This is a genomic window from Microbulbifer mixtoriginis (SeqCode), from assembly GCF_052466865.1.
The window spans coordinates 1,676,923-1,701,385 of sequence record NZ_CP174293.1; the positions used below are offsets into that span (position 1 = coordinate 1,676,923).

Genomic DNA, 24,463 nt, shown 5'->3' on the forward strand with positions numbered 1-24,463 from the left:
TATTGTGCTTTGGAAAAATGATAAGGATAAAAAAATGGCAAAGAATCTTTTTGATCTCACCGGAAAAATTGCTCTGGTAACCGGTGCTAGCCGGGGTATTGGTGAGGCAATTGCAAAACTTTTGGCAGAGCAGGGCGCCCATGTGCTGGTATCCAGCCGAAAAATTGAAGGCTGTCAGGCTGTTGCCGATGCGATTGTCGATGCCGGCGGTAAAGCGGAAGCGGTGCCTTGCCATATCGGCAATATGGAAGATATCCAGAAAATGTTTTCCGATGTCCGCGAACGCTTTGGGCGGCTGGATATCCTAATTAACAATGCGGCTACCAACCCCTATTTTGGTCATATTCTTGATACCGACCTCGCGGCTTTTGAAAAAACGGTTGAAGTGAATATTCGTGGCTATTTCTTTATGTCTGTGGAAGCGGGCAAGTTGATGCGTGAGCAGGGTGGTGGTGTGATTGTGAATACTGCCTCGGTCAATGCCCTGCAGCCTGGTGTGGGGCAGGGAATCTATTCCATCACCAAGGCGGCAGTAGTCAATATGACCAAAGCCTTTGCCAAGGAGTGTGCCCAGTTTAATATCCGTGTTAATGCCCTATTGCCTGGGCTGACCAAAACCAAGTTTGCCGGGGCACTCTTCACCCACGAGGATATTTATAAAACCGCAATCGGCCATATCCCTATGCACCGTCACGCCGAGCCTGAGGAGATGGCGGGTACAGTACTCTACTTAGTTTCCAACGCCTCCAGTTACACCACGGGCGAATGCGTAGTGGTGGATGGCGGAATGACTTCCTGTGGGGGAATTTAATATGCAAGATCCAATATTGGATTTCGACAACCAGGTTGCCCTAATTACCGGCGTCGCCAGTGGTTTTGGCAAACTGCTGGCTAAAGAGTTGGGATCTCGCGGAGCGCGCTTGGTACTTGGAGATATTAATGAAGAGGGCCTGATGCAACTCGCTGATGACCTGGGTAGTGATGGTATCCAGGTGCGCGCTCAACGTTGCGATGTTTCCTCTGAAGCGGATTGCGTTGCTCTGGTGCGACTGGCCGAGTCTGAGTTCGGTGGCCTGAATATGGCGGTTAATAATGCCGGTATCGCTCCGCCGATGATGTCCCTGAAGCAGACTGACGAAGCGATGATGGACCATCAATACAATGTAAACCTGAAGGGCGTATTTTTCGGTCTCAAACACCAGCTGCCATTAATGAAAGATCGTGGCGGTGTGGTTCTCAATGTTTCCTCTATGGCAGGGCTGGGGGGTGCACCCAAAATTGCCTCCTATGCGGCCGCCAAGCATGGGGTTATTGGACTGACCAAAACTGCAGCAATGGAAAATGCCAAGTACGGTATTCGAGTGAATGCCATTTGCCCATTCTATTGCCTGACGCCAATGGTGACTTCTGTGGAGGCCCCAGGGGCCAGCCCGGAAGAGGTTCAGGCTTTTCTCGCCGAAGGTTGTCCGATGAAGCGTCTTGGTGAGCCGGAAGAAGTAGTAGCGGCTATGTTAATGCTCCTCTCTCCGAAGATGACTTATGTTACCGGCCAGGCACTGGCTGTGGATGGCGGTTTATCGGCTTATTGATAGCTGAGGTGGATCAAAATAAGTGTTGTTAATACCTGCACTGCCACCCCTGAAGGTTTATTGCCGAGCAAGGGAGAAGGCAGGTAGGTGTTAACAGCCCACAACCTGATATTTTTTGGGTTGATGAAAACCAGTCCGCGATGGAGAATCCTAAAAGCAAGCTTATTGCGAAAGGTTTTTGCAGATGTTGGCTTCTGGTGCAACGCTATACCGCTTTAGAAGAGCTTCGTATATTCCTTTATTGCATAGCTGTCTGAGACCGTGATTGAAGGCATCTCTGTCTGCTTTATTTTTAAATGCCATTTTAAATGTCAGAACAGGTACAACGATTGTATGGATATCGACCTCATTCATAGAGTGGCCATCTTTAGAGGAGAAATAAGAAAAAATACTTTTATCAATGATTATAATTGAGTTGTCTTCCCTCCAGAATTCCCTTACCTGATCTTGAGAGCTTTCTAATTCTACATAATTCTTTGCACCTATCTTTCCGGGAGAGAAGAGCTGGCTAAATTCTGGCCCAAGATCCTTGTGTGCTCCTGTCCAGGTTATTACGTGGTGTCCTACTAGATCCTTTAGTTGATTGATTTTAATTTGATCTTTTTTACGGCTGATTGCGTAGTTGATAAAAGCTATATAGTCATTTGAATAATAGAGGTCTCCATTATTTCCGTGTACGTTCGCTTCGGCCTCTGCCATACCTCGCTCTATTGCTCCAAGAATCTCCCCCCAGCCCATTTGGATAAATGAGATGGTGTAATCTGGAAGAGACTGGGTGATGACATCGACTTCTAACCCACTCTTCGCCTGATTGATGACATAGGGAGGGGCATCCTGAGATATGGCAATTTTCAATTCTTTGGCGTGGCTTGAGAAGGCGAAGCAGATCAGGAGTAGGCTAAGATGCGATAATATTTTTGATGGCATATTGATTTCACTTGCTTAGCGGATATCTGAGGTTAATAGGGTAATGTAGATATATTAGGTTAAAGACAATATTTTGTTTGATATAGAGTTGTTATCTTTTTTTGAATGGGTGCAGGAATATGAGTCTTCAATGTAATAAGTTATCAATGAAGATAGTGCTCTAAAGGGAATATTCCCAGTCAAAATTAATTTCCAAAAAGAATATGGGAAGTCTTTAATGCGCTGGGAGAGACTCTGTAAGAAGATTAGAGATTACTCAGCGATGCATTAATTGTTTCCCTAAGTGAATCATGGGTAAACCATCTATTGATACGAACCCAGAAGCAGCCAAGAAACCAGTTTGGGAGTAGATGGTTGAAATTAAGTGATTACTTATGCTGAGGAAAACTGCTGGGGTTTATGAGTAGGTTATCCTTCTGCTCTGTCTGGGGTTTTAAGGATGAAGAATTTTTGTTGCTACTTTTTATCGCTGTCTTTGAGTTTAAGAAGTCAGAGCGAAGCAAGAGATTGACGGACGATGTTTAAATGGGAAACCGGCATCCCTCTTCTAAAGAATGCACCGGTAAAGTCAATTTCTTGAACTTTTATAAAGTTAGAGACTAGTGGGCTTCCCCAGTAGGGATTTGTTCCCCACCAGCCATATCGACCAGCGCTTCTGGGGTTTCTCTGCAGAAAATTGGTAGCTTGCTGAACATTGTCATATCTGAGATAAAAAATTCTATTATCGAAGACACTATGTGCATCGAAGATTATCAGGTGGTTTAGGGATATGCCTTTGCGACCGAGTAAATTGGCCAGGTTGATGGCCGTGGTTCCCCCACGGCTGTAGCCAAGCAGTAATAAGTGCTTCTGCTGTAGAGATGCCCCCACTAGAAAATCCCGGGCTTTACTTTTTTCAGTTGGACCGAACATGGCCCCACCCATTTCGGTAACCCAAGCTCTCAAAGCTTGGTTATCACCGGCATTGGAGCCACCCGCGCCATAGATGCCCACCACGGCCAGCTCACCCTTTGTAACTTTATTGTTTATAAGTGTCATTTTGCACTGCAACGACACTGATGCTTAAGTGTAGAAATAGGCGTAGCACACTGGTAAGAGAGCTACTGTTTCTATGGCAGAATCCGACAGCGTTTCTGCGCTGCCTTACGCAGTTCTCGGGGTAAGACCGGTTCCGCAATATTATTTTGTTGTTGGCGCCATTCTTGGCAAAGAGCAACATAGTTTTCGGCACTAACCTGGCTGCGTAATGTTCGCCATGGGTCTTCCTTTACTTCAGGTTCTGGCCGAGGAGGTTGCCACTGGGCAATTTCCTGAGTGGTTAGTTGAATCTCATGATTCTGAGTCATAGCGGGGGTTCGGGCACCAAGGTGCTGTGCCGGATGTACCAACATTAAAAAAGCGGTCACCAAAGCACAACTCAGGGAGGCTCCGGATAAGATTCGGCCTATATCCTTTTTCGGTTGATAGCCTTTTGCCTGTAATAAGATTCCACTGTCTAACTGTTGCGGTGAGGTAAAAGCTGACGCCTCTTCGCGGTATTGGTGCTCCCAGTTACTCATGCTTCTACCTCAATCACTCTTTTATGGCCTCCACTTGCCAGGGTTTTGCTTGAGATCCGTAGATCAGGGTTTCAATTTGTTGTCGAGCCAACTGGTAATACTCTCGACATTTTTTCAGTGAAATACGCTCTATATCCGCTACTGAGGCCAGGGAGAGTTTGCACTCCATATGCAGTAGCAATACGTTGCGCTGAAGCTTGGGGAGTTTTTGAATAGCTGCGACAACCTTACTCTCACTGGTTAATGCCTCAGATTGTGTAGTGCTGTCTACGTGTTCCCGCAGAGCTTTGTTGACTTGAATAAACAGCCAGTTTCTAAATAGCCGGCCATGAAGTTGCGGAGGGTTCTGTAAGATATTTTCCCACAGGGCCTGTAGCAACTGTGTGGTTGAAGAGGGTGCCATTTGTACGCAGTAGCGATAGAGAGCGTCTTTGTGGCGGTTATACAGTGGCTCAAATACAGCAAGACTGCGTTTCTCCCGGTAATGCTCGAGCAGTTTTTCATCAGAAAATTGTTGGAACGCTTTGCGAGACAAAGTGTTGTGCCTCCGTACGCAGTGAACCCGAAAGCCAGAGGTGGCTTAGGTCTGGATTTATGCGTCGTTGATCATAAAAATTGTAGTCGGTTTAGACATTAAATTTTTTATCCAAGTGAACAACTTTGGGTGCCTATTGCTTTTAGATCCGCCCAAGTTCTCTTGGCCTGCGAAGTATAGATGCCCCTGCTTAGCCAGGGCTTACAGAGGGTAACGGGTAACGCCATAACTTGATGAACGGTCGTTTGGCGCTTTAAACCTTTTTCTGAGGGGTAATTGGCGCGCAATGAATTTTTTTGACTCAAAAATTCTCTTAATAAAGAGTGTTTTCTTTAAAATTGTCGATGTTCGCTTTGTTTGAAAATATGACAGAAAAAATCCGACCGGTTCTGCGGGGGCAGGGCAAACTATTTATAAAAAATAATTTGCTTGAGAAGTCTCCCGGTTAGTGATGTGTCGGCAAATCCGGCAGTGGTAGAGGCAGTTGTAAGGGACCGTGTTCGGCGCGCAGATCTGTTAGCCTCAGACCTACGCCAAGCAGGCGAATGGGAGTCGATCGTTTATCCCAGCATTCCTGCAGTAACTGGCGAAATTCAGAAATTCGACCTGCGCGACTATTGCGTTCATGAGTACTCTGGGAAAAGTCAGCATATTTTACCTTTACGGTGGCACCATTTACCTCATAACGATCGCCGAGTTTTTCCAGGCGTTCCAGCAGTCGCGTATACAGGTGAGTCATTTCCTCCAACCATTCGTTAAACTCACAGAGATCCTTGTTAAAGGTGCGCTCCACACTGACACTCTTGCGAGAGCCATCTCCACTCACTGGGCGATCGTCGATGCCGCGGCTCAGTTCATAGAGACGGCGCCCAAACTTCCCAAAGGTTTTACTCAACTCCACCTGGGAATAGCGCCTGAGGTCGGCACAGGTGTGAATTCCTTGGCGGTGCATTTTCTCTGCTGTTACTCGGCCCACACCATGGATTTTGTTCACCGGTAAACGCAATACGAATTGATCCACTTCCTCTGGCGTGATTACCGTGAGTCCATCGGGTTTACGCCAGTCACTGGCGATCTTGGCCAGGAACTTGTTTGGGGCAACGCCGGCTGAGATCGTAATGCCAAGGGTCTCTCTCACTCTTTGGCGGATCTCCTCCGCCATTAATGTAGCGCTACCGTGGCAGCGCCCACTATTACTGACATCTAGAAAAGCCTCATCCAGCGATAGGGGCTCAATATCGTCACAGTAATCGAGGAAAATTTCGCGGATCTGCTGGCTGACTTCACGGTATTTGGCCATGTTGCCGGGTACTACAATCAAGTCAGGGCAGAGTTTTTTGGCCTGGGCGGTTGGCATGGCGGAGCGCACACCGTAACTGCGAGCTTCATAATTGCATGTGGAGATTACCCCGCGGCGGTCACTGCTACCACCTACGGCGAGCGGGCGCCCGCGAAGATTGGGATCGTCTCGCATTTCGACCGAAGCGTAAAAACAATCACAGTCGCAGTGGATAATCTTTCTCATGCTGTGATTATATACAGTGTTTTATGGCGCCAGGAAGTTATTTCTACCATTAGACAGAGCCGGTTTGACAACGGATAGGTGAACGATGAGTAGCATTCCTCTAGTGGAGACCCCTGATTCAGATGAAGCCATCAGGGTATTTGCAGAAATTCAGGATGAGCTGGGTGGGATTCCCAGCCTGTTTAGGATTTATGCCCACCACCAAGGACTGCTGCTAGCTAATTGGCAGAAGTTCAAGGCAGTGATGTTACACGGCTGTCTTTCCGCCCAGCTGAAGGAGGCTATTGGCTTGGCGGTCTCTGCGGATAATCACTGTGATTATGGCATTTACCACCACAGTACCTCCCTGCAAATGCTCGGGGTAACCCCCGATGAAGTCATGCGTATTCGCACAGATCCAAAGAATGTGCACTTTTCCGAGAAGGAGCATGCGCTGTTTGACCTAGCTCGCAACGCCAATACATCCCCAGACGATCACCGGCAGCACCTGATCGCTGAGGCACGCAAGCTGGGAGCGGGGGATGATGAGTTATTGGAAGCCTTGGGGGTTATGGAGCTGGTGCTGGGCTTCAACCACCTGGCAGAAGTGCTGGATCTGGTGCCAACCAGAACGCCCCACCAAAAATAACCCCGGTGAATTGCCGGGGTTAAATCTTGTATAGCGCAAGGGTACTACTTGGGTGGCCGGCCCCTGCCAAAAATCAATGTCAGGACAAAAAGCACAATAAAGATGAAGAAGAGGATTTTAGCGATTTCTGTCGCTGTGGTGGCGATACCACTGAAACCGAAAAATGCGGCTATCAGTGCAATAACCAGGAAAATAATGGCCCAACGTAGCATGGTGGTCTCCAGTTAAGATAGAGGGAACCGGTTGCAAAACTTTGGGGGCAGACTCCCAACCTCTTAATTGGTAGTGAATGGAGTCGGTAATTACAAATTTCTATCACCGCCAGTGTCTGTGACCTTATCCAGGCTAACAAAGTAAAACCCCTGTTTCGTGGTCTGCGCATGGATGAGAGGCAGTGCTGCTGTCACCTCCTCACCATGCGCATACATTGGGTGCAGCATCACCACGCTGCGGTCTTTGGCATTCTGAACTATGTAGTCGGCGATGAGCTCGGGCCTGCTCATATCCACATGCAGGTGAGGCTCCAGGTCCCATTGAGCCAACTCGAAATTTTGTGCAGCCAGAAGGCTGCCAAGTTCTTCAGAGATACGTCCAAAAGGGGGCAGGATCGCCGGTTTTTCTCGATAGCCATGATGCTGTAAAAGCAGACAGGTCTTTTTAATCTCTGCTTTGGCACTACTCAAAGGTAGATTTGCCAAGTCGACATAAGAGTAACCGTGACTTCCCACCTGGTGGCCGGCACGCACTATGGCGTGTGTTTGATTGGGATAACGCTCCATATCCTTGCCAACCAGAAAGAAAGTTGCGGGTATTTGCAGGGCTTCAAGCTGGTGTAACAGGGATTCGGTTATGCCCGGCACAGGCCCGCCACTAAAAGCCAGGGCAATACGTTTTTTCTCTTTGGGTTCTGCCAGTACTGCCAGAGACAGGCATAGGAAAATGCTCGATACCGTAAATATTATTATTCTCATTTAATGCGGCAATTTTATCTGGACCAGAAAAGAAAAAAGCCGTCAGAGACGGCTTTTTGTGCTTTGCTATCGCTCGAGAAGGTCGAGCTTGCCTTTCTTGCCATCCCACTCTTCGGCATCGGGTAGCGGGTCTTTTTTCTCGGTGATATTTGGCCAAACCTCGGCGAGTTCGGCATTCAACTCGATGTATTCCTGTTGATCATCGGGCACTTCGTCCTCAGAGAAAATCGCATTGGCGGGGCACTCCGGCTCGCACAGGGCGCAGTCGATACACTCGTCGGGATGGATCACTAGAAAGTTAGGGCCTTCGTAAAAACAGTCTACCGGGCAAACCTCTACACAGTCGGTGTATTTGCACTTAATGCAGTTTTCCCCAATTACGAATGTCATGATTGTCCCTCAATAGTGCACTGATTCTTTCGTGCACGGATTCTATCAATTACTGGCGCGAATTGTAGTGGCTTTTCAGTCGATTTAGTTCACTGTTTATAACAAGTTGCACTGGGCGACAATTGCCGCCCGGCCTTTTACTTCAATAACTTGCGTAAAGCATAGAGCGCTTCCAGGGCCTCGCGCGGGGTCAAATCGTCTGGGTCCAGCTCCTCCAGCGCATCCACTGCCGGGTGGCTGGGACTGCCGAACAGATCGACCTGTTGGGGAGAATCAGCTTGAGTTGGTGCTGAGAGTACTGGCGCTATAGTCGTTTCCGTTGCCTGCTCAGGTGCTTGAGTGGACTTGGGAGTCGCTACGGGTACATCTACTGACTGGGCGCCGGCCTCCAAGGCCGCCAAGCGAGTACGGGCCTCTGTGAGTACATCGGCAGGAATCCCCGCCAACTTGGCCACCTGCAAACCGTAACTTTTGGAGGCGGGTCCCTCCTGAATGCGATGCAGGAAGACGATGCCCTCACCGTGCTCCGTGGCGTCCAAGTGGATGTTGGCTGCTTCGGCACATTGATTGGGTAGATCGGTCAGCTCGAAGTAATGGGTGGCGAATAAGGTGAAGGCGCGCACTTCTCCGGCCAGGTAATGAGCGCAGGCCCAGGCCAGGGAAAGACCATCATAGGTACTGGTGCCGCGGCCGATTTCATCCATCAGCACCAGGCTGTGTTCACTGGCATTGCGCAGGATATTCGCGGTCTCGGTCATTTCCACCATAAAGGTGGAGCGGCCACCGGCCAGGTCATCGGCACTGCCGATACGGGTAAAGATGCGATCCAGCAGACCGATCTGGGCGCTGTCTGCTGGGACATAGCTGCCGCAGTGCGCCAGCAGGGCAATCAGCGCAGTCTGGCGCATATAGGTAGATTTACCACCCATGTTCGGGCCGGTAATGACCAGCATACGGCGATCGTCGCGCAGCTCGATATCGTTAGCGACAAAGGGTTCGTCCAATACCTGTTCCACCACCGGGTGACGTCCACCGGTGATATGCAGGCCAGGATCGGTGCCCAGCTCAGGGCGGCACAGGCGCAGGTTGTCGGCACGTTCAGCCAAGCAGGCCAGAACATCCAATTCAGAAATACCAGCCGCAGCGGCTTGCAGCTCAGCCAGAGACTCATTCAGTTGATTAATTAGCGCCTCATAGAGGGCCTTCTCTCGCGCCAGGGCGCGGCTTTTGGCTGAAAGTGCCTTGTCTTCGAACTCTTTTAATTCGGGAGTAATAAAGCGTTCGGCATTCTTCAGGGTTTGGCGGCGGATATATTCCGCCGGTGCCTTGTCACTCTGTCCACGGCTGATTTCAATAAAGTAGCCGTGGACCCGGTTGTAACCCACCTTCAATGTGGGGATACCGGTGCGCTCTTTTTCACGCAGTTCCAGCTGTACCAGGTAATCCCCTGCGTTCTCACTGATAGCGCGCAGCTCATCCAGCTCTTCATCGTAGCCGGTGGCGATTACGCCGCCATCACGTATCACGACAGGCGGATTTTCAATAATCGCTTTTTGCAGCAACTCAACGGTTTCAGGCCATTCACCGATCTGACCGCATAACTCTTTTATTAGAGTGGCATTTGATTCATTTAGCTGATGTTGGATTTCGGGGAACTGTGCCAGAGACTGACCCAGCCTTGCCAGGTCGCGGGGGCGTGCGGAACGCAGTGCCAGGCGGCCCAGAATGCGCTCCATATCACCCACGGGTTTGAGGGCGTCGCGCAGGGGCTCGAAACCATACTCTTCAATCAATGCAGCAATGGCATCCTGGCGGTTGCGCAGGGTAGTGAGCTGGCGCAGCGGGTTGTTCAGCCAGCGGCGCAGCAGGCGACTACCCATGGCGGTTTTACAGCTGTCGAGAACCGACAGCAGGGTATTATCATCGCCGCCATTCAGGTTCAGATCGATTTCCAGATTGCGACGGCTGGCGCCATCCAGGGCCACGGTTTCATCGCCGCTTTCGGTGTGCAGGCCGCGAATGTGTGGCAGCTCGGTGCGCTGGGTATCCCGTGCATATTGCAGCAGGCAGCCGGCGGCCACTATGGCGCCGTGCATATGACTGCAACCAAAGGCTTCCAGGTTCATGGTGCCAAATTGTTGATTGAGCAGGCGCAAAGCGCTCTCCAGCTCGAACTCCCAAGGTGCCCGGCGGCGCACGCCCGCGCGGCGCTCGATCTCAGCCGGTAGGCTAAGGTCTTCCGGCGCAAGCAGTTCAGCCGGGTTATGGCGCTGAACCTGCTCGGCCAGGGCTTCCAGAGAATCTGTTTCCTGAACCACAAAACGACCAGTTGCCAGGTCCAGCAGTGCCAGGCCAAATGCATCGCCCAAGTGCGAAATAGCAGCCAGGAGGTTATCGCGGCGATCGTTGAGAAGTGCCTCGTCCGTGACCGTGCCCGGAGTAACAATACGTACTACCTGGCGCTCAACCGGCCCTTTGCTAGTGGCGGGATCACCGATTTGTTCGCAGATGGCAACGGAAACACCAGCTTTAATCAGCCGCGCCAAGTAGCCCTCAGCTGCATGGTAGGGAATGCCGGCCATGGGTATAGGCTCACCCCCCGACTTGCCACGCGCAGTAAGAGTGACATCCAACAGCTCAGCTGCCTTCTTGGCATCATCAAAGAACAGCTCGTAAAAGTCCCCCATACGATAGAACACCAGCTCTTGGGGATGCTGGGCCTTGATGCGCATGTATTGCTGCATCATAGGAGTAAGTGCGGAAGTCTTTGATTTATCTACAGTTTTTGTCACTTTTCTGCCTTTTGTCTAAAAGCTGTCTAAGGCTGGGGCCGGCTACATTATCAGTTTCGCGCAAACGAATGTAGCGCTCTGTCATAGCTGGACTTACGTGTCCCGCTAGGACCTGGGCGTCGATGCCGGAACGCTTTGCATCTGTCAGTGATTTAGCCCGGATATCATGAATGGTTGTATCCTCGACCCCGGCTTTAACGCGGGCTCTCTCGTAGGCATCTCTAATACCTCGATAGCTGTATCGGGTGTTCTTGCCTCTAGGGTGAAAAAGGAAGAGGCACATCACTTTATGCAGCTGCTTGGCCTCAGTAATTATCCGTTCTAGCTCAGGCTCCATCTGCACTAGTAATCTTTTCCCGGTCTTCTCTTGCTGGAACTTAATGCCATCTTTACTGATGTCGCTGTGTTGGATTGCCAGTACATCTGATATGCGCTGCGCTGTCAGGTAGCACATGTCCATCACCAACTTGATGGTTGGGTTGGCCTTCGAGCGAATAGCCCTAAATTCACCATCAGTGAGATAGCGGTCTCGCTTCTTCTCTTCAAATCGTTTGATACCAAAGGCCGGGTTGATGTCGGCAATACCTTGCCGAACAGCTCGCTCAAAAATTGCCTTGACCACCGTTAGCATTCGGTTGGCAATATTGGGTGTATCTTCATATAGATCGAGGAACTGAGTTATATCACTGGTGCGGACAATGTCGGGCGTGAAGTCTGAAAATCCATACTCAATGCGAGGACGCATGCTCTGGTATTGCTTGAGTGTGTTGAGTGCTAGCTTCCCGTCTGCATGCCTGCGTTCATATCGTTCGTACACTTGGCTAACCAACTCACTCCATTGTGGTGTTGGTGCCTCAATGGCGGCAACCATGGCCAAAGACTTATGGTACTCCTTGGCTAAAGGTCGCCATTTATTTTTTTGGACGTAATAGTAGCGACCATGCTTTTGGTGCATTCGAGGGGGCAAGGGTCGTCCCTGACTATCCTTTCTCATAACCTTTTAACCGTTGGGCGCGGGAAATCTGATTGATTCATAGGGGCTAGACTCTGAATAAGAACAACAGGGCGGCCCCCAATCATCCTGAATGGAATTTCAGCTTTCTTGAGTTCTTCAGCTTGGCTCTTTGCACGTTTCTTTTTAGTCAGTTCTTCAAGCTGAGCGTCGGTGAGCCATGGTAACTGCTTTGCCTCGCTGGGTGGAAAACCGTTTTTTAGTCTCGCGGCCTCTTTTTTCATGGGTTCTCCTTACTTAGTTTTGAGCCAAGGCAAAGCCCTGGCCTTTCCGCTCAAGTGCGCCTGTCTGTTGCAGGGCGTCGAAAACGGGTTTAACGGTTCTGTATCCGCCGGTGATGCTGTTGCTGATGTTGCGCAACACTGGGCGGTTGCCGAATTCACCGGTGCGGATGCGCTGGGCTAGTAGCTGCTGTTCTTCGCTCAGGTGGCTGGTGTGTTCTGGCTGTTGTTCAGCTGTTTCGGGCTGCTGAAACGGTTGTAAAACACGTTTACCAACCGTTGCAGCGGCGTTAAACGCGAGTAACGCGACCAGTCCCACTATGTCGGTGATGATCGCCAGGGCGAGGTAGCCGATATGCTGAAGCCGCGCGGGGTCTGTGTTTAGGGTGTTGGCGAGACTGTTAAAGGCGCTGTGTGTGTTGGCGGTTTGGCCGATGGTGGATAACTTCTCTATCAGCTGGGTGCGCTCAGTCTCCAGTGTGAATAACTGCGCTGCGGTATTAAGGGCGCGCTGGCGGTAGCCGTTATTGGCATCGGTGTTGATCAAGCCGTTTAGGGTGTTTATCTGTTGTTGCAGGCTGTTGAGCTGCTGTTGCAACGCTCGGTATTCCTGGCTGTTGCGGGCGCTGCGTTGTTGCTGCTCTTCGCTGTGGGTGGCTAGGAATCCAACGGTGGCGACAATGCTGATCACTACCAGCAGGGGCCAGAGACAAAGCAAGGCATAGCCGCTCTTTTGCCCTTGGCTGCATAACCAGAGGCCCAGCGGGGCGAAGCTGAATTTGCACAGTTCCAGGGCCACCGCAGTGGCACCAGCCACCAGCTGCCCGCCTAAACCTGTGGGCATGGATACCCATAGCTGCACGGTAAAGGCCAAGCTGGTGCCGCAGAAGATTAGGGCGGCGATGCCGGTGAGGGATTGCCATAGTTTCATGCTGCATACCCTTTATCTTGTTGGTTGTTCAACAAGTAATAAAGTGATGCTTCGCCTGCATGTTGTGTGCAAAGCGCGATTCCGTTCACTTTGAATCGAGCCATACGGCCACAGCGGATATTGCGATGTTTAAACTTGTGCTTCCCTTCAGTGCGGATGATTCGGCAGCAAGATTTTTCTCGCCATGGCTTTGCATCTTTAGGGAGGTTTAAGCGTTTAATATTCATCTTTAAGCTGCTCTCCCTTTTTCCTGTTTACGATTGGGCAGAATCTCTGCCTGCCATCCGTGGTCTTTGTAGTGGTTGGGATTGGCTTTGTTTTTAATGGTGTCCAGTTCCGGGCGCACTAATTCGGCCAGGTCATTCAGGCGAACGCCGTAGGACTCGAACTCGGTGGAGTCTTTATAGAAATCGCCCTCTGGGGTTTCGCACTCGACAAATACCGTCACCTGCCAGTGGTGTTGCCAGCTGAGGATTTCGTGCTGCAGCTTGGCTCGGGCTATATCACCAACGGCGCCGCCTTGGCGTCGATGGCTAATAGCTAGGATGGGGTCGCCATCCGTATCTAGGCCGGTGCTGCTGCGGGCGGTGAGGACCAAGCCGGGCAGCCAGCGGTTTACCAGGCGGGCGTGTTGGGCCTGCTTGCTCATGGGTTTGCGGGGTTTACGCTTGGCCACTGGAGCTTCCCTCTGCTAATTGTCGCGCTTGGATTTTTATTCTTTCAAGCGCAACTCCACCAGCTTTGTCTTCAATTTTTACAACCGGGGTGCCGCATACATCCCAAGCAATTGATCGAGTATGTGTACGTGTTTCTTTGCCAAAATCATCAACATAAATTACGGAGGTGCCAGGTGGGTATTTGCTGTTGAATTCAGTGGTGTTCATTGCTAGATACTCTCACTATGCTTTTCTACCCACTTAGCCCGCACTGGGCGGGCTTGGGTCAGTATTTAATTTTCAGCAGGTTTTTGGTTGAGCGGTTTCGAATAACCCTGCAGGGCAAGTCTTATCTTTCCGTTCTTTCAACTTTCCATCCACTACGCTGAAAATCTTTACGGTGTCTGTTTTCTTGTCGAATATCTGTACCCATCTAGTGAAAATATCGTTTTTGGCAATTTGTGTTGCCTCTTCAAAGGCTTCTTTTTCTGTGTGGTATGACTGCTTAAAATCTATTACGCCACCCATCTCAAGGGTGTAAGTGCCGTAAAATAGGGCGTATGGTTTCATTGGATCTTGGTCCTGTATTAGGGCCCAGTACCTGCGGCCCGGTTATAGCTGTATGTCGACCCTTGATTACGCGGCGAATTCGCCGATGTAGGTTTTCATTTGAGACTGAACTAGCACTGAGCTGAGGTGCATCTCTAGTTCTCGGCCCATGGCTTCCTGTATGGCTTCTAGGCGTTTGATGCGGGCGGTAAGGCGTGGGGCTTCTCCTCCAGTAAGGATGGATAAGCGAAGATCAAAGCTACGGGAATTCAAGCCGTTGTAGGGGGTACACTCAAATTTAAAGCCTGCCGGCAGGCCCTCTTCGCTACGGGCTTCGATATTCTCCAAGGCGCTACGGCTAGATTTAAAGTCATCAACGGAGTGATCCTCTTTGCGAGAGGATTCGATAGTGAGTCGACGTACGGCGGCAATGGCTTTGCTGGTGTTGATCACCTCACCATTGGCTGAATAGCAGATTATATTTTCCGCATAATCCTCCATAAATTCCGCCATGATTTTTTGTGAGCATCTATCGCCATTAAGTTTCAATAGGGTTTTATATTCAGCAGTTCTAATCAGGCGTAATTTTGCGGAGAAGTCGGCGTGTCCCGGCTCTTGGGTGGTTCCCAGGTTGAAAATGGTTTTTGCGGTCATGCTTTCGGGGTCGACAAAACATTTGGCATTCTCATTGCCAAAATCCATACAGTATTTTTCGAAATCTTCAAGGGATGTAGTTTCCATTTCTCCGCGATAGCGTGTGCGACCCTGTTGATATTTCTCCAGGTTTAATATCTTGAAACCATCTGGGGCGGCTATTGCTGGTGTGGAAAGTCCAGCTCGGTCAATTACTGCTGCCAATTCGGCGGTAGTTTGTGACTCCTTGATTTCCTTTACTGCACTTTGATCCATGGTCATAAATAAATCCTTATTTCTTTTCTTGGGAGTTGTGGGTGGGTTAGGGGTTGATGGTTTGTGTTAGCCGTTGCTTTGCAGCTTGGCCACCTTGCCGTTGCTTTCTTGGTCAAACAGCGGCGGCTGTTTCACAGGGAAGAAGCTCAAGGCTCCTTTTACGCCGACATACATTGGGGTAGAGGTAGCATCATCTTGGATAATGGAACCGCGTGGAGTTGGCTTTTTGAACTTCACGGTGTGTTCAATCTGGACCTGATCACTATTCTGAATTTTTGACATTTTCAGGGTGATAGATACTTCGCCCTTCTTCTCATGGTCGGTAACGGCGCCGGCGACTTCACTGAGAGTGTGGGCTAGCTTTTCTATAAATACACCGCCGTCTAAGTCCGCGAAAAGCTGGGTTACATTTGTGCTCATTGGATGCTCCAAGTTATTTAAAATCGGGCTCCATACCGGCAGCCCTAACGGTTACAGCTGACTGATGCGCCTGGGGCGCGGTTAAATTTTTTAGCTGGCTTTAGGTAAGGTTTCTTTTTCGCTCAAGTCACGAATCCAGACCATGCCTTTGGCTGTCACCAGTGCGGTGATGTACTGCGCTGTCACAGGCCCCCTGTTGAATTCAGAGGTTTTGGGAACTAAAAGTCTTTGCCTAACTGCATATTTCGTTGGCGAATTGCGCATAGGTTCGTGTTCGTGCAATAAGCCATTTTTACGCATTAGTTTCAGAAGATTGTTTCTGCCTATTTTTACTGCTCGGGCAGCTTGGGTAATGGTGAGTAGCTTTTCTTTTTTCACATTGCCTCCTGAATTTTTTTTCTGTTCTGGAGATTGGCCTTGAATACTTTCGGAAAGCGTGGCGATCTGCTCGCACATACCCTCTCTTTCACTTTCCAGCAGTTTCAATTTGCTGCTTAGTTCCTCGTAGAGGTCTAAGATTCGCGAGAACTCGCTCACTACTGGGTCCTGGCTTTCGCGGCGGCTTCACCGGCTAGGGCAACGTAGGCGGCGCCGTCTTCATAGTCGTCAGCTACAAATACGCCGACGCTTGCGCGGGATTGTTTGAGGATCGCCATAAACATCCAGCCTTGCTCCTCGGTGACACAGTGTCCGTAAAGGGCATTAAATGCGTTTACGGTTTTGACCATGGAGCGCTCGCCGTCTTCGCTGTCGCGTTGCTCGGCACGGTCGCGCATGTGTTGGACGCCCTTTTCCAGAAAGGCGGGGGCGCTGTAATCCGGTGGTAAAAATTCTTGAGTGCTCATACGACCTCGCTTTCATTGATTTGCTGAGCAAGATGATTGAGGGCTGCAAGATAATCAGTTGCAGATTCCCGGCTTTTACTGAGGGCGTTTTGTATGGCTTCTGTGCGGCTTTTCCCGAAGCCCTGTGCTAGGCCTGAACCCACGACACTGGGAAATATGTCGTAGGTGACGTTTAGGCATGCGTGAAAATCCAATGCCCCATCCGAATTGCGCCGGCAGGTCATATCCCCGAGGGGCAAATCCACCGGGAGTTGTTCGCCCTTCAGCACAATGGCTTCCATGCTGACTACCGTCTGGTTAGGGTTTTTCCCTGTGTCGGCGACTGAGGCCGGCATAAATTTGATGCTATTCATGCGGCGTCACCTCCAAAGGGTGGCCAGTTATTGGTTTGTGTTGGTCGTGAAAAAGTGGGTTTTGGCTGCACTAAACGGATGTGCGCTTTGTGGCCGGCGTTGACGATATCGATGCGGTGCTTGAGGCGATCAACATCGTTTTTGCTCATGGCCGTTGGATGTACAAATACGGTAGCGGTCATGCGATTCCCTCCCGGTTGTTGCGGATGCGAATAGTTCGAACTGTGGGGCGGCGTTGGATACGGGTGCGCAGTTGTTCCTGTGCATCTGAACCAATGCCGTTAAGAACTGAGGCGATCAGGGCGAATTGAATTAATCCGTGTTTTACCGCTTTGGCCACAGCGTCTGTGCTGTTGCGGGCGTGCAGTTTGTAGAAGCATTCCGCTAGCAGGTTGGTGACGTTTGCTACTGAGCACTTCATTGCCTGGGCTGTCTCGCTATTTGAGAGCCCCCTGGCGCGATGTGTTAGCGCCTCGGCCTGGCGCGGGGCCAGTGGTCTGAAGTTGGTTGCGGTGTGCATTTGAGCGCCCTTGGTTATTGGCTGTTGGTAAAATATTAGCAATGACGCTTTTAATGTGTCAACGTCATTGCTAATAATTTGAGTGTGCCTTGTCTGATAGAGGCGGGTGGTATCCTCAAGGCTCGCCTCACACTAAAAATGCAGGGAGCATTGATATGGCTGCAAAGAGGTGGTTATTAGATGTCTGTTTGCTGTTGCTCGCGGGTTCAGTGTTTGCGGATTTTAAGAAAGGAATAGCGGCCTGGGCGGTGAAGGATGGCGATCTCACTCGATTGGAATGCTACGATCAGCTGGGTTGCAGATCTAGATAATGCAATTAGGCCCCTGAGGGAAACCTGCAATTGGTAACCGGAAATAATGTCCTCATAAGAACATAGCCCGTGAATACGGGCTTTATTTTTTCTTGGACAGCGCTTCAACAGTGTTTTTGATGAGCTCGATATCTTCTTTGCTTATTGAGCCTTCTTGGAGTTTTTCCGTAATCAGTCGGACGAGCTCTATGAACGCTTTATTGGGCGGTGATGCCGGCGTCTCTCCTGCCGAGATTTGCTGAAGGATCTTCCGTTCGGACCAATCATCGGCGTCTTTTTCTGAGGTGGCGGGATAATCTAAAGATCCTGGGACTAATTGCAGTTCCCTCTCAATATAGCGAGCGGCCCGATTACCAATGACTAGCTCTCCGTTGAGGGCCTTGGTAAGGCTTGGGAGTATATCTTGGAGTTCTTGTTCCAAGGCTCCTTCACCATGTTCTTCTGCCAGTATTAGTAGGTTTCGACGGCGGATTTGCCCAATATTGGCGAACTCGGTCATTGCGTGGTTAGGATCAATTTCCCAAGGCTCAACTTGGAGCAGCTTGGAAAACCTCAAGATGGCATCAGTGTTAAGGGGTATCCGGCCGGTCAGGTATTGGGCCACGGAACCTTGGGAACTCCAGCCAATAAGTGCAGCGGCCTTCTCCTGTGTAAGGCCGAGCTCTTTCTTTTTTTCATCCCATATATTTCTCAGCCTTTCTATACAGGTCTGCTCATGGGCGGTTAATGGGCGTCTTTTCATAGGCGCGAGCTTATTAGCGTTGCTACTTTTCGACAATCGTCATTGACGTTGACGTTGACACATAATAGCGTCAATGCTAATTTTTATTGTATGAAGCCGATTGAACTTGCCATTAAAGCTGTGGGGACACAGCAGAAACTAGCGACTGCCTTGGGGCTTTCTCAGGGAGCTGTTGCGCAGTGGGTGACAGGCCGTAGGCCGGTGCCGCCTCGCCAATGCATACCAATAGAGATGGTGGCGGGCGGATTAGTGACTCGTCATGACTTGCGTCCAGATGTTTTTGGGCCGATGCCTGCGGGCAGCGATCCTGGAGAGCTTCCAGAAGTCCAGCGGGCAAGCTGAGTGGGTGCGGGTTAGTCGGTGAAACCAGAATAACGATCATTTTCAAGTCCCTATTTTATTGTCCTGCCATTTTGTTGTTTATGGGATGGGGCGTTAATCAGGTGCGGTAGATGGGTATTTATACAGGTTTCTAACGGATACCCACAGGAAGGGCCGGTGAGGGATACCAATCCGGCCCGCTTTGATGACAGCGGGAAAGACCGCTGACAGCCGGGAAAGACCGGCTCTCTTCACTGCGCCTTAGGCGCTTCTGTTTTAGGGGGAATTCTTTATGTACGAACAGTGCACTATGGATGATGTGCGCCGTGCGCTCACGTTTGTTCTCGATTATGCCGTGCGTGATAGCTGGGTTGAGATGGGTATGGCGATTAAAGCGGAGTTTGGTGATTCCGCATTTGATATCTGGGATGAATGGAGCCAGCAAGCTGACAACTATTGCCCGGGCGCTGCGAAAAGCACTTGGAAAAGTTTCAAGCGTTCTGCGGGTGGTATTGGTATCGGTACATTGTTCGCTAAGGCGAAAGAGGGTGGCTATCAGTTTGAGCACCGGGAGTTTACGCCAGAAGAGAAAGCGGCCTGGGCGAAGGAAAAGGCAGAGCGCGATGCTCAGCGTGCTGAAGATATTCGTCGAGAAGAGACGGAAACGGCGGCTTGGCATGAGGCCGTAAAAAAGCAAGCTCAAGATATTTGGTCGGAGCTGAAGCCTGTAGGGCGTAGTAAATATCTAGGGGCAAAGAAAATTGGCTCTCACGGAGTTCGGTTTTTTCACACGGGAATGATACTCGTGAAGCGAGATGATCATTTAGAGCTGATTAAGGGTGGAGAGAAAATAACTGAGTTCTTTGCGACCCCGAAAGAAGATCGTCCCAAATACAATTACTTCAAGAAAGGATACTTTGCGATCCCGGTTACCGATATTGATGGTGTAATTTGGAACCTACAAACTATCACGCCAAATGGCAAAAAATTATTTCTACGTGAAGGGCGAAAATCTGGGTTGTTTCTTCTCCTTGGTAAATTGGACCCACGTAAGCCATTGATATTATCCGAAGGATTTTCGACAGGTGCTAGCGCATTTGAGGCTACTGGGTGTTCGGTCTTGATCTGTTTCGATAGCGGAAATTTACTACCGGTCGCCGCGCAGATTCGTGAAAGATTCCCTGATCAGCATTTGGTTTTTGCTGCTGATAATGATCTGCACCTGGATGTTAATGAAGGTGTAGAGAAAGCGAGAGCGGCAGCTAGATCCGTTGGTGTCTCTTCTGTGTGGATTCCCTCATTAAAAGATGAGATGGAGGAGAAAGCTGCGTGAGTAAGAAAAAGCCAGAGGGATTTGATTTTAATGACATCCATTGCCGCTATGGATTAGGGGAGGTGCGTCGGCAGTGGGATGCTTTTATGGCGAATGTAGTGTTCTTCCCGCGCCCATCTGATGAGGTGTCTCCTGAGATTTCAGCAGGAGCTCCGACTATTAGTGATCCTCCTCCTATTGGTGAAATTCCCCCTGAATATTCAGATCATTCTGTATCTCCCGCGCCCTCTGAGCCTGGGAGCGATTCCAATAAGCTATTGGATGAGTTTGGCCGATATTCATATAAGACGCTAATTGATCATTTTTGGTATGTGTGGGGAACTCGTCATGCCTGGGACAATATTAACCAGAAGCAGATTGAGCTCTCGCACTTGCGCCATGGGGTGGGGAGGGAGCGGTATAAACTTTGGGATGAGTCTTCTGATAGGAGGTGGGTTAAGGATATTGTTTTCTCGCCTGATAAGGATATGGGGCATAAGTATGTAAACCTGTATACCGGCTTCAATATGACCCCTGACTCTCGTGGGAGGAGTGGATGTGCTCGTATTCTTCATCATATATATCGGCTATGCGGTTTGCGTGATGCGGAGTTCGATTGGTTAATGCGTTGGATTGCCTATCCTCTTCAAAATCCTGGGGCCAAGATGGCGAGCTCAGTGATTATGTACGGAAGTGAGGGGCCGGGTAAGTCGATAGTCTGGGAGGAGGTTGTTAAGAAAATATATGGCGAGTACTCAGTGACTATTGGTCAGGCACAATTGGAAAGCCAGTTCACAGGGTGGAAATCCCGTAGGCTCTTTGCATTGGCAGAGGAAGTGGTGAGTCGCTCTGAGAGAAATCATCATAAAGGCGTACTCAAGCAAACGGTAACGGGTAGCACTCATATGATTAATGAAAAGATGCTGCCTGAGCGGGAAGAGTCGAACCACATGAATTTTGTGTTTCTCTCCAACTCTACGGTTCCTCTTGAGTTAGATATGGGTGATCGCCGATACCTGGTGCTTTATGTGGACAAGGTGCCTGAGAAGCAATACTTTGTTGATCTCTTTGATGAAATTGCAAATGGTGGGGTGGAGTGTTTTTATCACCATTTATTAAACCTTGATATGGGTGATTTCTCTGCGCATACAAAGCCACCAGTAAACCAAGAGAAAGAAGAGCTTATTGATGCTAGCTTGCCCTCGCCAGCCTATTTTCATAAGCTCTGGAAGCAAGGAGAATTAGATATCCCTTATAAGTCGGCTGTGGCTGGGGATTTATTTAAAGAATTTCAGCGATGGTGTGAGCGTTCGGGAGAGTTCAAGCGCACTGAACGTTACTTTGGTGCTGAATTAAAACGTGTGATGCTTCAGGTTAGGCACAATATTAAATACCCTGAGGTTTTGAGTTCCCATATTACAAAGCGAATCTATGTTACTGAGGATGATATGAACTTCAAATACGATAGGCATTTTGCTGAACGCTTGGGGGAGTCGTGCCGAGAGTTTCGGATGGCGACCGTTGCCAGTTCTAGCGAGTGATTAAATAGTGAACGGTTTTGTGACACTATGACACTTCTTATGACACATAGTATGACACTAGGAAACCCAGTAAATACGGGGCTTGTGACACTTATGACGCTTTTTCTGTAAATACCCTTACGCGTGCGCGCGCACATACGTACGTGTATGCACCTCTTTTTTTAGTGTCATAAGTGTCATAGTGTCATAAAAATAAATAACTAACTGATTAATAAAGATTTTTTTTGTGACTCAATTTGTGACGCTTATTTTGAAAGTGTCATAACCAGTAAGGAGATGGAAATGCGCTACGTAGGTGATGAAGCTACACGGATTCAGGTTGCAACGTTGATCGCTGACATTTTGATTCATGATTACAAGGTGAATGGCTGGAGACGTATTCATGGCTTTCCAGAGGTCATTGTCTCTGAGAATGACCATACTTTTGACGTGACTCTCCGTATTGGAACACATACTTCTAGAACCATTAGCCTCGATTGTAAGGATGCGAGAGACCAGGCTGCTGCCCGTGAAAGTGGTTTAGAGTGCAGGGCTGGATTATTCAAGCAGATTCAGAACTTGATGGTTGACTTAGAATCCTCTGATGTTGATCTCCCCGAGGAAGTGGCAAATGATTGATCGAGTCGAAGAGCGTTTGCTTGATTGGGCGGCTCAAGTGATTGGAAACATGACCAGACAATATAAATCACCACTTGCGGCGATTATGGAAAATGGTATTTCCAGTGAGTCTGGTGGCAAGGGCTCCTCAATCCTGATTGATGAAGAGCCTATGCAGGTCGAAGAGGCTGTGCGTAAATTACCTGAAGTTCTGCGTCAGGTGGTGAAGGTGCAGTATTTACGTGAAGGTCTTTCGGCAAGAGGTAAGGCGCGCGCAGCTGGAGTTTCAGTATCAACTTATTATCGCCACCTAGATGCCGCACACGTTTTGCTTGATGTTGAGCTGTTTGGTGCTCGTGGGCCAAGAGTGGCGTAATTATTTCTAAGTTGGGGGTTTACATTCGCGATAATAAAATATTAAATGTAGGCAACCTGCCATAGGTGGGTAAGAAGAAACCCGGCTCCCCCAGCCGGGTTTTTTCGTTTCTGAGGTTTTATTTTCATTGTTCAATCTCACCTGTACTTAACGGCGCTCATTTCGGGCGCCTTTTTTTTGCTTAAATGTTGAGGCTTTATGTTCCAGAACGACTATTTCATAGAGTCGGAATTGGCCTGTCGTTGTTGTGGCAAAAATCATTTTAAAGATGAAACGCTTAGACGGTTAATTCGAGTTAGGGAGCGATATGGCAAGCCGATGATTATTAATTCCGGCTACCGTTGCCCAGCTCATAACGCCAGATTAAATGCGACCATGACCCATACCACCGGGCAGGCCGTTGATGTTTCTGTGGCTGTGAGCGGGGCGCACAAGCTTATGAAAATTGCCTTAGAGGAGGGTTTCACCGGTATAGGGGTGAAACAGAAAGGGCCGATCAAAAGGCGGTTTATCCACTTGGATGATCTTGATTCTATTCCTGGCGAGCGTGCGCGCCCTACGGTGTGGAGCTACTAATGATTTCAGCTATATCCAACTTGCTCGGCAAGGTCATAGATAAGGCGTTCCCGGATAAGACAGAAGCCAATCGCCTAAAGGCGCAGGTGGATTCAAAGTTAATCTCAATGGACCTGGAGGAGCTGAAAGCGGCATCTCAGGTAATCACTGCTGAAGCAGGGGGAGAATCATGGCTACAAAGAAACTGGCGGCCAGTAACAATGCTCACGTTCGTGGGGCTGATCGTTTTTCATTGGTTGGGGTGGACAGCGCCAAACCTCAGCGAGAACCAGACGCTGGCATTACTGGAGATCGTAAAAATCGGCCTCGGTGGTTATGTCGTGGGGCGCAGCGTTGAGAAGGCAACTATTGCCTGGAAGCAGTCATGACACTTCAGGATGCCCTCAGAGAAATAGCGGATAAGGCTGGCTATATGACTGCTATTGGTGCTGGAACTTTCGCGGGTTGGCTTGCAAACAACTGGCTTGGCCTTGCTGGTGTGCTGATAGCTGCGGCCGGTTTAATGGTTAATTGGTATTACAACCACAAGCGCTTGAAGCTGCAGGAGCAGCAGGGCGGGGACGATGGACGTTAGTGTAAAGCTGGATACTTCAAAGTTTGATCGAGCATCTGCTGAATTAAAAAAGCAATTACCTTATGCCAGTTCGGTTGCCTTAAATAACGTGGCCTTTCGTATACGTGGAGAAGAGCGCTCAGCGATGGGGCGTGTATTTACAAACCCGGCAAAGTTAACGCTGAACTCTGTATTGGTAAAGAAAGCCACGAAGCGCTCTGGCATTGCCAAAGTCTTTATCCGTGATCAGGTTTCCAACGGTACCGCCCCTAGCAAATATCTGGCCCCGTCGGTCATGGATGTGAACCGGAACGACAAGCGCTTTGAGCGAGCTCTTCGGCATATGGGTGTCCTGCCTGCGGGTATGTATGTGGTGCATGGCGCGGCTGCGAGATTAAACAAGCATGGGAATATCTCAGTCGGGACCTATAAAAAAATCCTGGCTGAATTACGGGGCAGCTCTGGCACTGCTGGCAGTGCAGGTAGTACGCAGAGTAAGAAGGGTAAATATTTCGTTGGCAAAGTTAATGGTGTCTTAGGGGTATGGAAGAGGGCAGGCGGTAAACGCCGGCCCACGGTTAAACCTATCCTGATTTTCCTCAAAGGCAAGCCAGACTACCGCAAGCGTTTCCCATTTATCCGAATTGCTGAAGGCATAGCGCTGCGTCACCTGCCGATTGAATTGGATAAGGCCATGGACCATGCGATTGCGACTGCAAAGAGACGTTGAACGGGTCCTCCTGAGGGGGCCAACACACGGGTAATTCGGACCGTGTTCTTTTAACAGATATCTGAAATTTCC

The 24,463-nt window shown here is 49.6% G+C and carries 37 protein-coding genes; 13 read left to right on the plus strand and 24 right to left on the minus strand.

Going from position 1 to position 24,463, the window contains the following annotated elements; genetic code table 11:
• Nucleotides 1-34: 34 nt before the first annotated feature.
• Nucleotides 35-811 (plus strand): SDR family oxidoreductase, encoded by a 777-nt coding sequence (locus ACJJJA_RS07485; RefSeq protein WP_252085107.1) that lies wholly within the window; start codon nt 35-37, stop codon nt 809-811.
• A 1-nt stretch (nt 812) separates the two neighbouring features.
• On the plus strand, nt 813-1,589 hold the full coding sequence (locus tag ACJJJA_RS07490) for an SDR family NAD(P)-dependent oxidoreductase (RefSeq protein ID WP_444904183.1): 777 nt from the start codon (nt 813-815) through the stop codon (nt 1,587-1,589).
• A 162-nt stretch (nt 1,590-1,751) separates the two neighbouring features.
• Here the strand turns inward: ACJJJA_RS07490 and ACJJJA_RS07495 are convergent, their stop codons facing one another.
• The 5 genes from ACJJJA_RS07495 to dinB all read right to left on the minus strand — a co-directional run bounded on the left by ACJJJA_RS07495 (nt 1,752) and on the right by dinB (nt 6,135).
• On the minus strand, nt 1,752-2,516 hold the full coding sequence (locus ACJJJA_RS07495; RefSeq protein WP_444904184.1) for a substrate-binding periplasmic protein: 765 nt from the start codon (nt 2,514-2,516) through the stop codon (nt 1,752-1,754).
• 489 nt (nt 2,517-3,005) lie between these two features.
• Complete coding sequence (locus tag ACJJJA_RS07500) at nt 3,006-3,554, minus strand: hypothetical protein (RefSeq protein WP_444904185.1); 549 nt, start codon at nt 3,552-3,554, stop codon at nt 3,006-3,008.
• Between the two features lie 71 nt (nt 3,555-3,625).
• Nucleotides 3,626-4,075 (minus strand): hypothetical protein, encoded by a 450-nt coding sequence (locus ACJJJA_RS07505; protein ID WP_444888413.1) that lies wholly within the window; start codon nt 4,073-4,075, stop codon nt 3,626-3,628.
• 13 nt (nt 4,076-4,088) lie between these two features.
• The gene (locus ACJJJA_RS07510) at nt 4,089-4,610 is read right to left on the minus strand and encodes an RNA polymerase sigma factor (RefSeq protein ID WP_252085112.1); all 522 of its coding nucleotides are present in this window, start codon (nt 4,608-4,610) and stop codon (nt 4,089-4,091) included.
• A 445-nt stretch (nt 4,611-5,055) separates the two neighbouring features.
• The gene (dinB, locus tag ACJJJA_RS07515; protein WP_252085113.1) at nt 5,056-6,135 is read right to left on the minus strand and encodes a DNA polymerase IV; all 1,080 of its coding nucleotides are present in this window, start codon (nt 6,133-6,135) and stop codon (nt 5,056-5,058) included.
• An 85-nt stretch (nt 6,136-6,220) separates the two neighbouring features.
• On the opposite strand from dinB, the gene ACJJJA_RS07520 reads away from it, so the two are divergent.
• Nucleotides 6,221-6,763: a carboxymuconolactone decarboxylase family protein gene (locus ACJJJA_RS07520; RefSeq protein ID WP_252085114.1), complete on the plus strand. Its 543-nt coding sequence runs from the start codon at nt 6,221-6,223 to the stop codon at nt 6,761-6,763.
• Between the two features lie 44 nt (nt 6,764-6,807).
• Here the strand turns inward: ACJJJA_RS07520 and ACJJJA_RS07525 are convergent, their stop codons facing one another.
• From ACJJJA_RS07525 to ACJJJA_RS07610, 18 genes are all read right to left on the minus strand, one after another.
• Complete coding sequence (locus ACJJJA_RS07525; protein WP_252085115.1) at nt 6,808-6,975, minus strand: DUF1328 domain-containing protein; 168 nt, start codon at nt 6,973-6,975, stop codon at nt 6,808-6,810.
• Nucleotides 6,976-7,065: 90 nt separating this feature from the next.
• Complete coding sequence (locus ACJJJA_RS07530; protein ID WP_444904186.1) at nt 7,066-7,734, minus strand: polysaccharide deacetylase family protein; 669 nt, start codon at nt 7,732-7,734, stop codon at nt 7,066-7,068.
• Between the two features lie 66 nt (nt 7,735-7,800).
• On the minus strand, nt 7,801-8,124 hold the full coding sequence (fdxA, locus tag ACJJJA_RS07535; RefSeq protein WP_252085117.1) for a ferredoxin FdxA: 324 nt from the start codon (nt 8,122-8,124) through the stop codon (nt 7,801-7,803).
• 137 nt (nt 8,125-8,261) lie between these two features.
• Nucleotides 8,262-10,856: a DNA mismatch repair protein MutS gene (gene mutS, locus ACJJJA_RS07540; protein ID WP_444905234.1), complete on the minus strand. Its 2,595-nt coding sequence runs from the start codon at nt 10,854-10,856 to the stop codon at nt 8,262-8,264.
• Nucleotides 10,857-10,896: 40 nt separating this feature from the next.
• Nucleotides 10,897-11,883: a tyrosine-type recombinase/integrase gene (locus ACJJJA_RS07545; RefSeq protein WP_444904187.1), complete on the minus strand. Its 987-nt coding sequence runs from the start codon at nt 11,881-11,883 to the stop codon at nt 10,897-10,899.
• A 23-nt stretch (nt 11,884-11,906) separates the two neighbouring features.
• Nucleotides 11,907-12,152 carry a DUF4224 domain-containing protein gene (locus ACJJJA_RS07550; RefSeq protein WP_444904188.1) on the minus strand — a complete coding sequence of 82 codons (246 nt, stop codon included), beginning with the start codon at nt 12,150-12,152 and terminating at the stop codon, nt 11,907-11,909.
• A gap of 13 nt (nt 12,153-12,165) precedes the next feature.
• On the minus strand, nt 12,166-13,080 hold the full coding sequence (locus ACJJJA_RS07555) for a hypothetical protein (protein WP_444904189.1): 915 nt from the start codon (nt 13,078-13,080) through the stop codon (nt 12,166-12,168).
• Nucleotides 13,077-13,307 (minus strand): hypothetical protein, encoded by a 231-nt coding sequence (locus tag ACJJJA_RS07560; RefSeq protein WP_444904190.1) that lies wholly within the window; start codon nt 13,305-13,307, stop codon nt 13,077-13,079. Before ACJJJA_RS07560 ends, ACJJJA_RS07555 begins: the two co-directional genes overlap by 4 nt.
• 2 nt (nt 13,308-13,309) lie before the next feature.
• The gene (locus tag ACJJJA_RS07565) at nt 13,310-13,756 is read right to left on the minus strand and encodes a hypothetical protein (protein WP_444904191.1); all 447 of its coding nucleotides are present in this window, start codon (nt 13,754-13,756) and stop codon (nt 13,310-13,312) included.
• A complete protein-coding gene (locus tag ACJJJA_RS07570) occupies nt 13,743-13,964 on the minus strand; it encodes a hypothetical protein (RefSeq protein WP_444904192.1) in 222 nt (73 codons plus the stop codon). Before ACJJJA_RS07570 ends, ACJJJA_RS07565 begins: the two co-directional genes overlap by 14 nt.
• A 72-nt stretch (nt 13,965-14,036) precedes the next feature.
• Complete coding sequence (locus ACJJJA_RS07575; RefSeq protein WP_444904193.1) at nt 14,037-14,306, minus strand: hypothetical protein; 270 nt, start codon at nt 14,304-14,306, stop codon at nt 14,037-14,039.
• A 66-nt stretch (nt 14,307-14,372) separates the two neighbouring features.
• Nucleotides 14,373-15,200, minus strand: coding sequence for a DUF2303 family protein (locus ACJJJA_RS07580; protein WP_444904194.1), 828 nt, complete (start codon nt 15,198-15,200; stop codon nt 14,373-14,375).
• A gap of 60 nt (nt 15,201-15,260) precedes the next feature.
• Entirely contained in the window at nt 15,261-15,614 is a 354-nt protein-coding gene (locus ACJJJA_RS07585; protein ID WP_444904195.1) for a YfdP family phage-associated protein, read from the minus strand.
• A 90-nt stretch (nt 15,615-15,704) separates the two neighbouring features.
• Nucleotides 15,705-16,151, minus strand: a complete 447-nt coding sequence (locus ACJJJA_RS07590; RefSeq protein WP_444904196.1) for a phage antirepressor KilAC domain-containing protein — start codon at nt 16,149-16,151, stop codon at nt 15,705-15,707.
• Nucleotides 16,151-16,459, minus strand: a complete 309-nt coding sequence (locus tag ACJJJA_RS07595) for a DUF6378 domain-containing protein (protein WP_444904197.1) — start codon at nt 16,457-16,459, stop codon at nt 16,151-16,153. The genes ACJJJA_RS07590 and ACJJJA_RS07595 overlap by 1 nt, the downstream gene beginning before the upstream one ends.
• Nucleotides 16,456-16,812: a hypothetical protein gene (locus ACJJJA_RS07600; protein ID WP_444904198.1), complete on the minus strand. Its 357-nt coding sequence runs from the start codon at nt 16,810-16,812 to the stop codon at nt 16,456-16,458. Before ACJJJA_RS07600 ends, ACJJJA_RS07595 begins: the two co-directional genes overlap by 4 nt.
• Nucleotides 16,809-16,994 carry a hypothetical protein gene (locus ACJJJA_RS07605; RefSeq protein ID WP_444904199.1) on the minus strand — a complete coding sequence of 62 codons (186 nt, stop codon included), beginning with the start codon at nt 16,992-16,994 and terminating at the stop codon, nt 16,809-16,811. The genes ACJJJA_RS07600 and ACJJJA_RS07605 overlap by 4 nt, the downstream gene beginning before the upstream one ends.
• Complete coding sequence (locus tag ACJJJA_RS07610; RefSeq protein ID WP_444904200.1) at nt 16,991-17,332, minus strand: LuxR C-terminal-related transcriptional regulator; 342 nt, start codon at nt 17,330-17,332, stop codon at nt 16,991-16,993. Before ACJJJA_RS07610 ends, ACJJJA_RS07605 begins: the two co-directional genes overlap by 4 nt.
• Before the next feature lie 155 nt (nt 17,333-17,487).
• Between ACJJJA_RS07610 and ACJJJA_RS07615 the strand changes: the two genes are divergently transcribed.
• Nucleotides 17,488-17,643, plus strand: a complete 156-nt coding sequence (locus ACJJJA_RS07615) for a hypothetical protein (RefSeq protein WP_444904201.1) — start codon at nt 17,488-17,490, stop codon at nt 17,641-17,643.
• A gap of 82 nt (nt 17,644-17,725) precedes the next feature.
• Here the strand turns inward: ACJJJA_RS07615 and ACJJJA_RS07620 are convergent, their stop codons facing one another.
• Entirely contained in the window at nt 17,726-18,385 is a 660-nt protein-coding gene (locus ACJJJA_RS07620; RefSeq protein ID WP_444904202.1) for a helix-turn-helix domain-containing protein, read from the minus strand.
• Nucleotides 18,386-18,475: 90 nt separating this feature from the next.
• On the opposite strand from ACJJJA_RS07620, the gene ACJJJA_RS07625 reads away from it, so the two are divergent.
• The 9 genes from ACJJJA_RS07625 (at nt 18,476) to ACJJJA_RS07665 (ending at nt 24,391) form a co-directional block, all read left to right on the plus strand.
• Nucleotides 18,476-18,727 carry a transcriptional regulator gene (locus ACJJJA_RS07625; RefSeq protein ID WP_444904203.1) on the plus strand — a complete coding sequence of 84 codons (252 nt, stop codon included), beginning with the start codon at nt 18,476-18,478 and terminating at the stop codon, nt 18,725-18,727.
• Between the two features lie 271 nt (nt 18,728-18,998).
• Entirely contained in the window at nt 18,999-20,039 is a 1,041-nt protein-coding gene (locus ACJJJA_RS07630; protein WP_444904204.1) for a PriCT-2 domain-containing protein, read from the plus strand.
• Complete coding sequence (locus ACJJJA_RS07635; RefSeq protein ID WP_444904205.1) at nt 20,036-21,559, plus strand: primase-helicase family protein; 1,524 nt, start codon at nt 20,036-20,038, stop codon at nt 21,557-21,559. The genes ACJJJA_RS07630 and ACJJJA_RS07635 overlap by 4 nt, the downstream gene beginning before the upstream one ends.
• A gap of 282 nt (nt 21,560-21,841) precedes the next feature.
• Entirely contained in the window at nt 21,842-22,177 is a 336-nt protein-coding gene (locus tag ACJJJA_RS07640) for a hypothetical protein (RefSeq protein WP_444904206.1), read from the plus strand.
• The gene (locus ACJJJA_RS07645) at nt 22,170-22,532 is read left to right on the plus strand and encodes a hypothetical protein (protein WP_444904207.1); all 363 of its coding nucleotides are present in this window, start codon (nt 22,170-22,172) and stop codon (nt 22,530-22,532) included. The genes ACJJJA_RS07640 and ACJJJA_RS07645 overlap by 8 nt, the downstream gene beginning before the upstream one ends.
• 198 nt (nt 22,533-22,730) lie before the next feature.
• A complete protein-coding gene (locus ACJJJA_RS07650; RefSeq protein WP_444904208.1) occupies nt 22,731-23,108 on the plus strand; it encodes a D-Ala-D-Ala carboxypeptidase family metallohydrolase in 378 nt (125 codons plus the stop codon).
• Entirely contained in the window at nt 23,108-23,476 is a 369-nt protein-coding gene (locus tag ACJJJA_RS07655) for a 3TM-type holin (RefSeq protein WP_444904209.1), read from the plus strand. The genes ACJJJA_RS07650 and ACJJJA_RS07655 overlap by 1 nt, the downstream gene beginning before the upstream one ends.
• Nucleotides 23,473-23,682, plus strand: coding sequence for a holin (locus tag ACJJJA_RS07660; RefSeq protein ID WP_143732445.1), 210 nt, complete (start codon nt 23,473-23,475; stop codon nt 23,680-23,682). Before ACJJJA_RS07655 ends, ACJJJA_RS07660 begins: the two co-directional genes overlap by 4 nt.
• Nucleotides 23,672-24,391: a hypothetical protein gene (locus ACJJJA_RS07665; protein WP_444904210.1), complete on the plus strand. Its 720-nt coding sequence runs from the start codon at nt 23,672-23,674 to the stop codon at nt 24,389-24,391. Before ACJJJA_RS07660 ends, ACJJJA_RS07665 begins: the two co-directional genes overlap by 11 nt.
• Nucleotides 24,392-24,463 lie beyond the last annotated feature (72 nt).

Bases quoted from the DNA above. Each gene is read 5' to 3' on its own strand.
- ACJJJA_RS07485 (WP_252085107.1), top strand. From the start codon at position 35: ATGGCAAAGAATCTTTTTGATCTCACCGGAAAAATTGCTCTGGTAACC.
- ACJJJA_RS07490 (WP_444904183.1), top strand. From the start codon at position 813: ATGCAAGATCCAATATTGGATTTCGACAACCAGGTTGCCCTAATTACC.
- ACJJJA_RS07495 (WP_444904184.1), bottom strand. From the start codon at position 2,516: ATGCCATCAAAAATATTATCGCATCTTAGCCTACTCCTGATCTGCTTC.
- ACJJJA_RS07500 (WP_444904185.1), bottom strand. From the start codon at position 3,554: ATGACACTTATAAACAATAAAGTTACAAAGGGTGAGCTGGCCGTGGTG.
- ACJJJA_RS07505 (WP_444888413.1), bottom strand. From the start codon at position 4,075: ATGAGTAACTGGGAGCACCAATACCGCGAAGAGGCGTCAGCTTTTACC.
- dinB (WP_252085113.1), bottom strand. From the start codon at position 6,135: ATGAGAAAGATTATCCACTGCGACTGTGATTGTTTTTACGCTTCGGTC.
- ACJJJA_RS07520 (WP_252085114.1), top strand. From the start codon at position 6,221: ATGAGTAGCATTCCTCTAGTGGAGACCCCTGATTCAGATGAAGCCATC.
- ACJJJA_RS07525 (WP_252085115.1), bottom strand. From the start codon at position 6,975: ATGCTACGTTGGGCCATTATTTTCCTGGTTATTGCACTGATAGCCGCA.
- ACJJJA_RS07530 (WP_444904186.1), bottom strand. From the start codon at position 7,734: ATGAGAATAATAATATTTACGGTATCGAGCATTTTCCTATGCCTGTCT.
- fdxA (WP_252085117.1), bottom strand. From the start codon at position 8,124: ATGACATTCGTAATTGGGGAAAACTGCATTAAGTGCAAATACACCGAC.
- mutS (WP_444905234.1), bottom strand. From the start codon at position 10,856: ATGCGCATCAAGGCCCAGCATCCCCAAGAGCTGGTGTTCTATCGTATG.
- ACJJJA_RS07550 (WP_444904188.1), bottom strand. From the start codon at position 12,152: ATGAAAAAAGAGGCCGCGAGACTAAAAAACGGTTTTCCACCCAGCGAG.
- ACJJJA_RS07555 (WP_444904189.1), bottom strand. From the start codon at position 13,080: ATGAAACTATGGCAATCCCTCACCGGCATCGCCGCCCTAATCTTCTGC.
- ACJJJA_RS07560 (WP_444904190.1), bottom strand. From the start codon at position 13,307: ATGAATATTAAACGCTTAAACCTCCCTAAAGATGCAAAGCCATGGCGA.
- ACJJJA_RS07570 (WP_444904192.1), bottom strand. From the start codon at position 13,964: ATGAACACCACTGAATTCAACAGCAAATACCCACCTGGCACCTCCGTA.
- ACJJJA_RS07575 (WP_444904193.1), bottom strand. From the start codon at position 14,306: ATGAAACCATACGCCCTATTTTACGGCACTTACACCCTTGAGATGGGT.
- ACJJJA_RS07580 (WP_444904194.1), bottom strand. From the start codon at position 15,200: ATGACCATGGATCAAAGTGCAGTAAAGGAAATCAAGGAGTCACAAACT.
- ACJJJA_RS07585 (WP_444904195.1), bottom strand. From the start codon at position 15,614: ATGAGCACAAATGTAACCCAGCTTTTCGCGGACTTAGACGGCGGTGTA.
- ACJJJA_RS07595 (WP_444904197.1), bottom strand. From the start codon at position 16,459: ATGAGCACTCAAGAATTTTTACCACCGGATTACAGCGCCCCCGCCTTT.
- ACJJJA_RS07600 (WP_444904198.1), bottom strand. From the start codon at position 16,812: ATGAATAGCATCAAATTTATGCCGGCCTCAGTCGCCGACACAGGGAAA.
- ACJJJA_RS07605 (WP_444904199.1), bottom strand. From the start codon at position 16,994: ATGACCGCTACCGTATTTGTACATCCAACGGCCATGAGCAAAAACGAT.
- ACJJJA_RS07610 (WP_444904200.1), bottom strand. From the start codon at position 17,332: ATGCACACCGCAACCAACTTCAGACCACTGGCCCCGCGCCAGGCCGAG.
- ACJJJA_RS07615 (WP_444904201.1), top strand. From the start codon at position 17,488: ATGGCTGCAAAGAGGTGGTTATTAGATGTCTGTTTGCTGTTGCTCGCG.
- ACJJJA_RS07620 (WP_444904202.1), bottom strand. From the start codon at position 18,385: ATGAAAAGACGCCCATTAACCGCCCATGAGCAGACCTGTATAGAAAGG.
- ACJJJA_RS07625 (WP_444904203.1), top strand. From the start codon at position 18,476: ATGAAGCCGATTGAACTTGCCATTAAAGCTGTGGGGACACAGCAGAAA.
- ACJJJA_RS07630 (WP_444904204.1), top strand. From the start codon at position 18,999: ATGTACGAACAGTGCACTATGGATGATGTGCGCCGTGCGCTCACGTTT.
- ACJJJA_RS07640 (WP_444904206.1), top strand. From the start codon at position 21,842: ATGCGCTACGTAGGTGATGAAGCTACACGGATTCAGGTTGCAACGTTG.
- ACJJJA_RS07645 (WP_444904207.1), top strand. From the start codon at position 22,170: ATGATTGATCGAGTCGAAGAGCGTTTGCTTGATTGGGCGGCTCAAGTG.
- ACJJJA_RS07650 (WP_444904208.1), top strand. From the start codon at position 22,731: ATGTTCCAGAACGACTATTTCATAGAGTCGGAATTGGCCTGTCGTTGT.
- ACJJJA_RS07655 (WP_444904209.1), top strand. From the start codon at position 23,108: ATGATTTCAGCTATATCCAACTTGCTCGGCAAGGTCATAGATAAGGCG.
- ACJJJA_RS07660 (WP_143732445.1), top strand. From the start codon at position 23,473: ATGACACTTCAGGATGCCCTCAGAGAAATAGCGGATAAGGCTGGCTAT.
- ACJJJA_RS07665 (WP_444904210.1), top strand. From the start codon at position 23,672: ATGGACGTTAGTGTAAAGCTGGATACTTCAAAGTTTGATCGAGCATCT.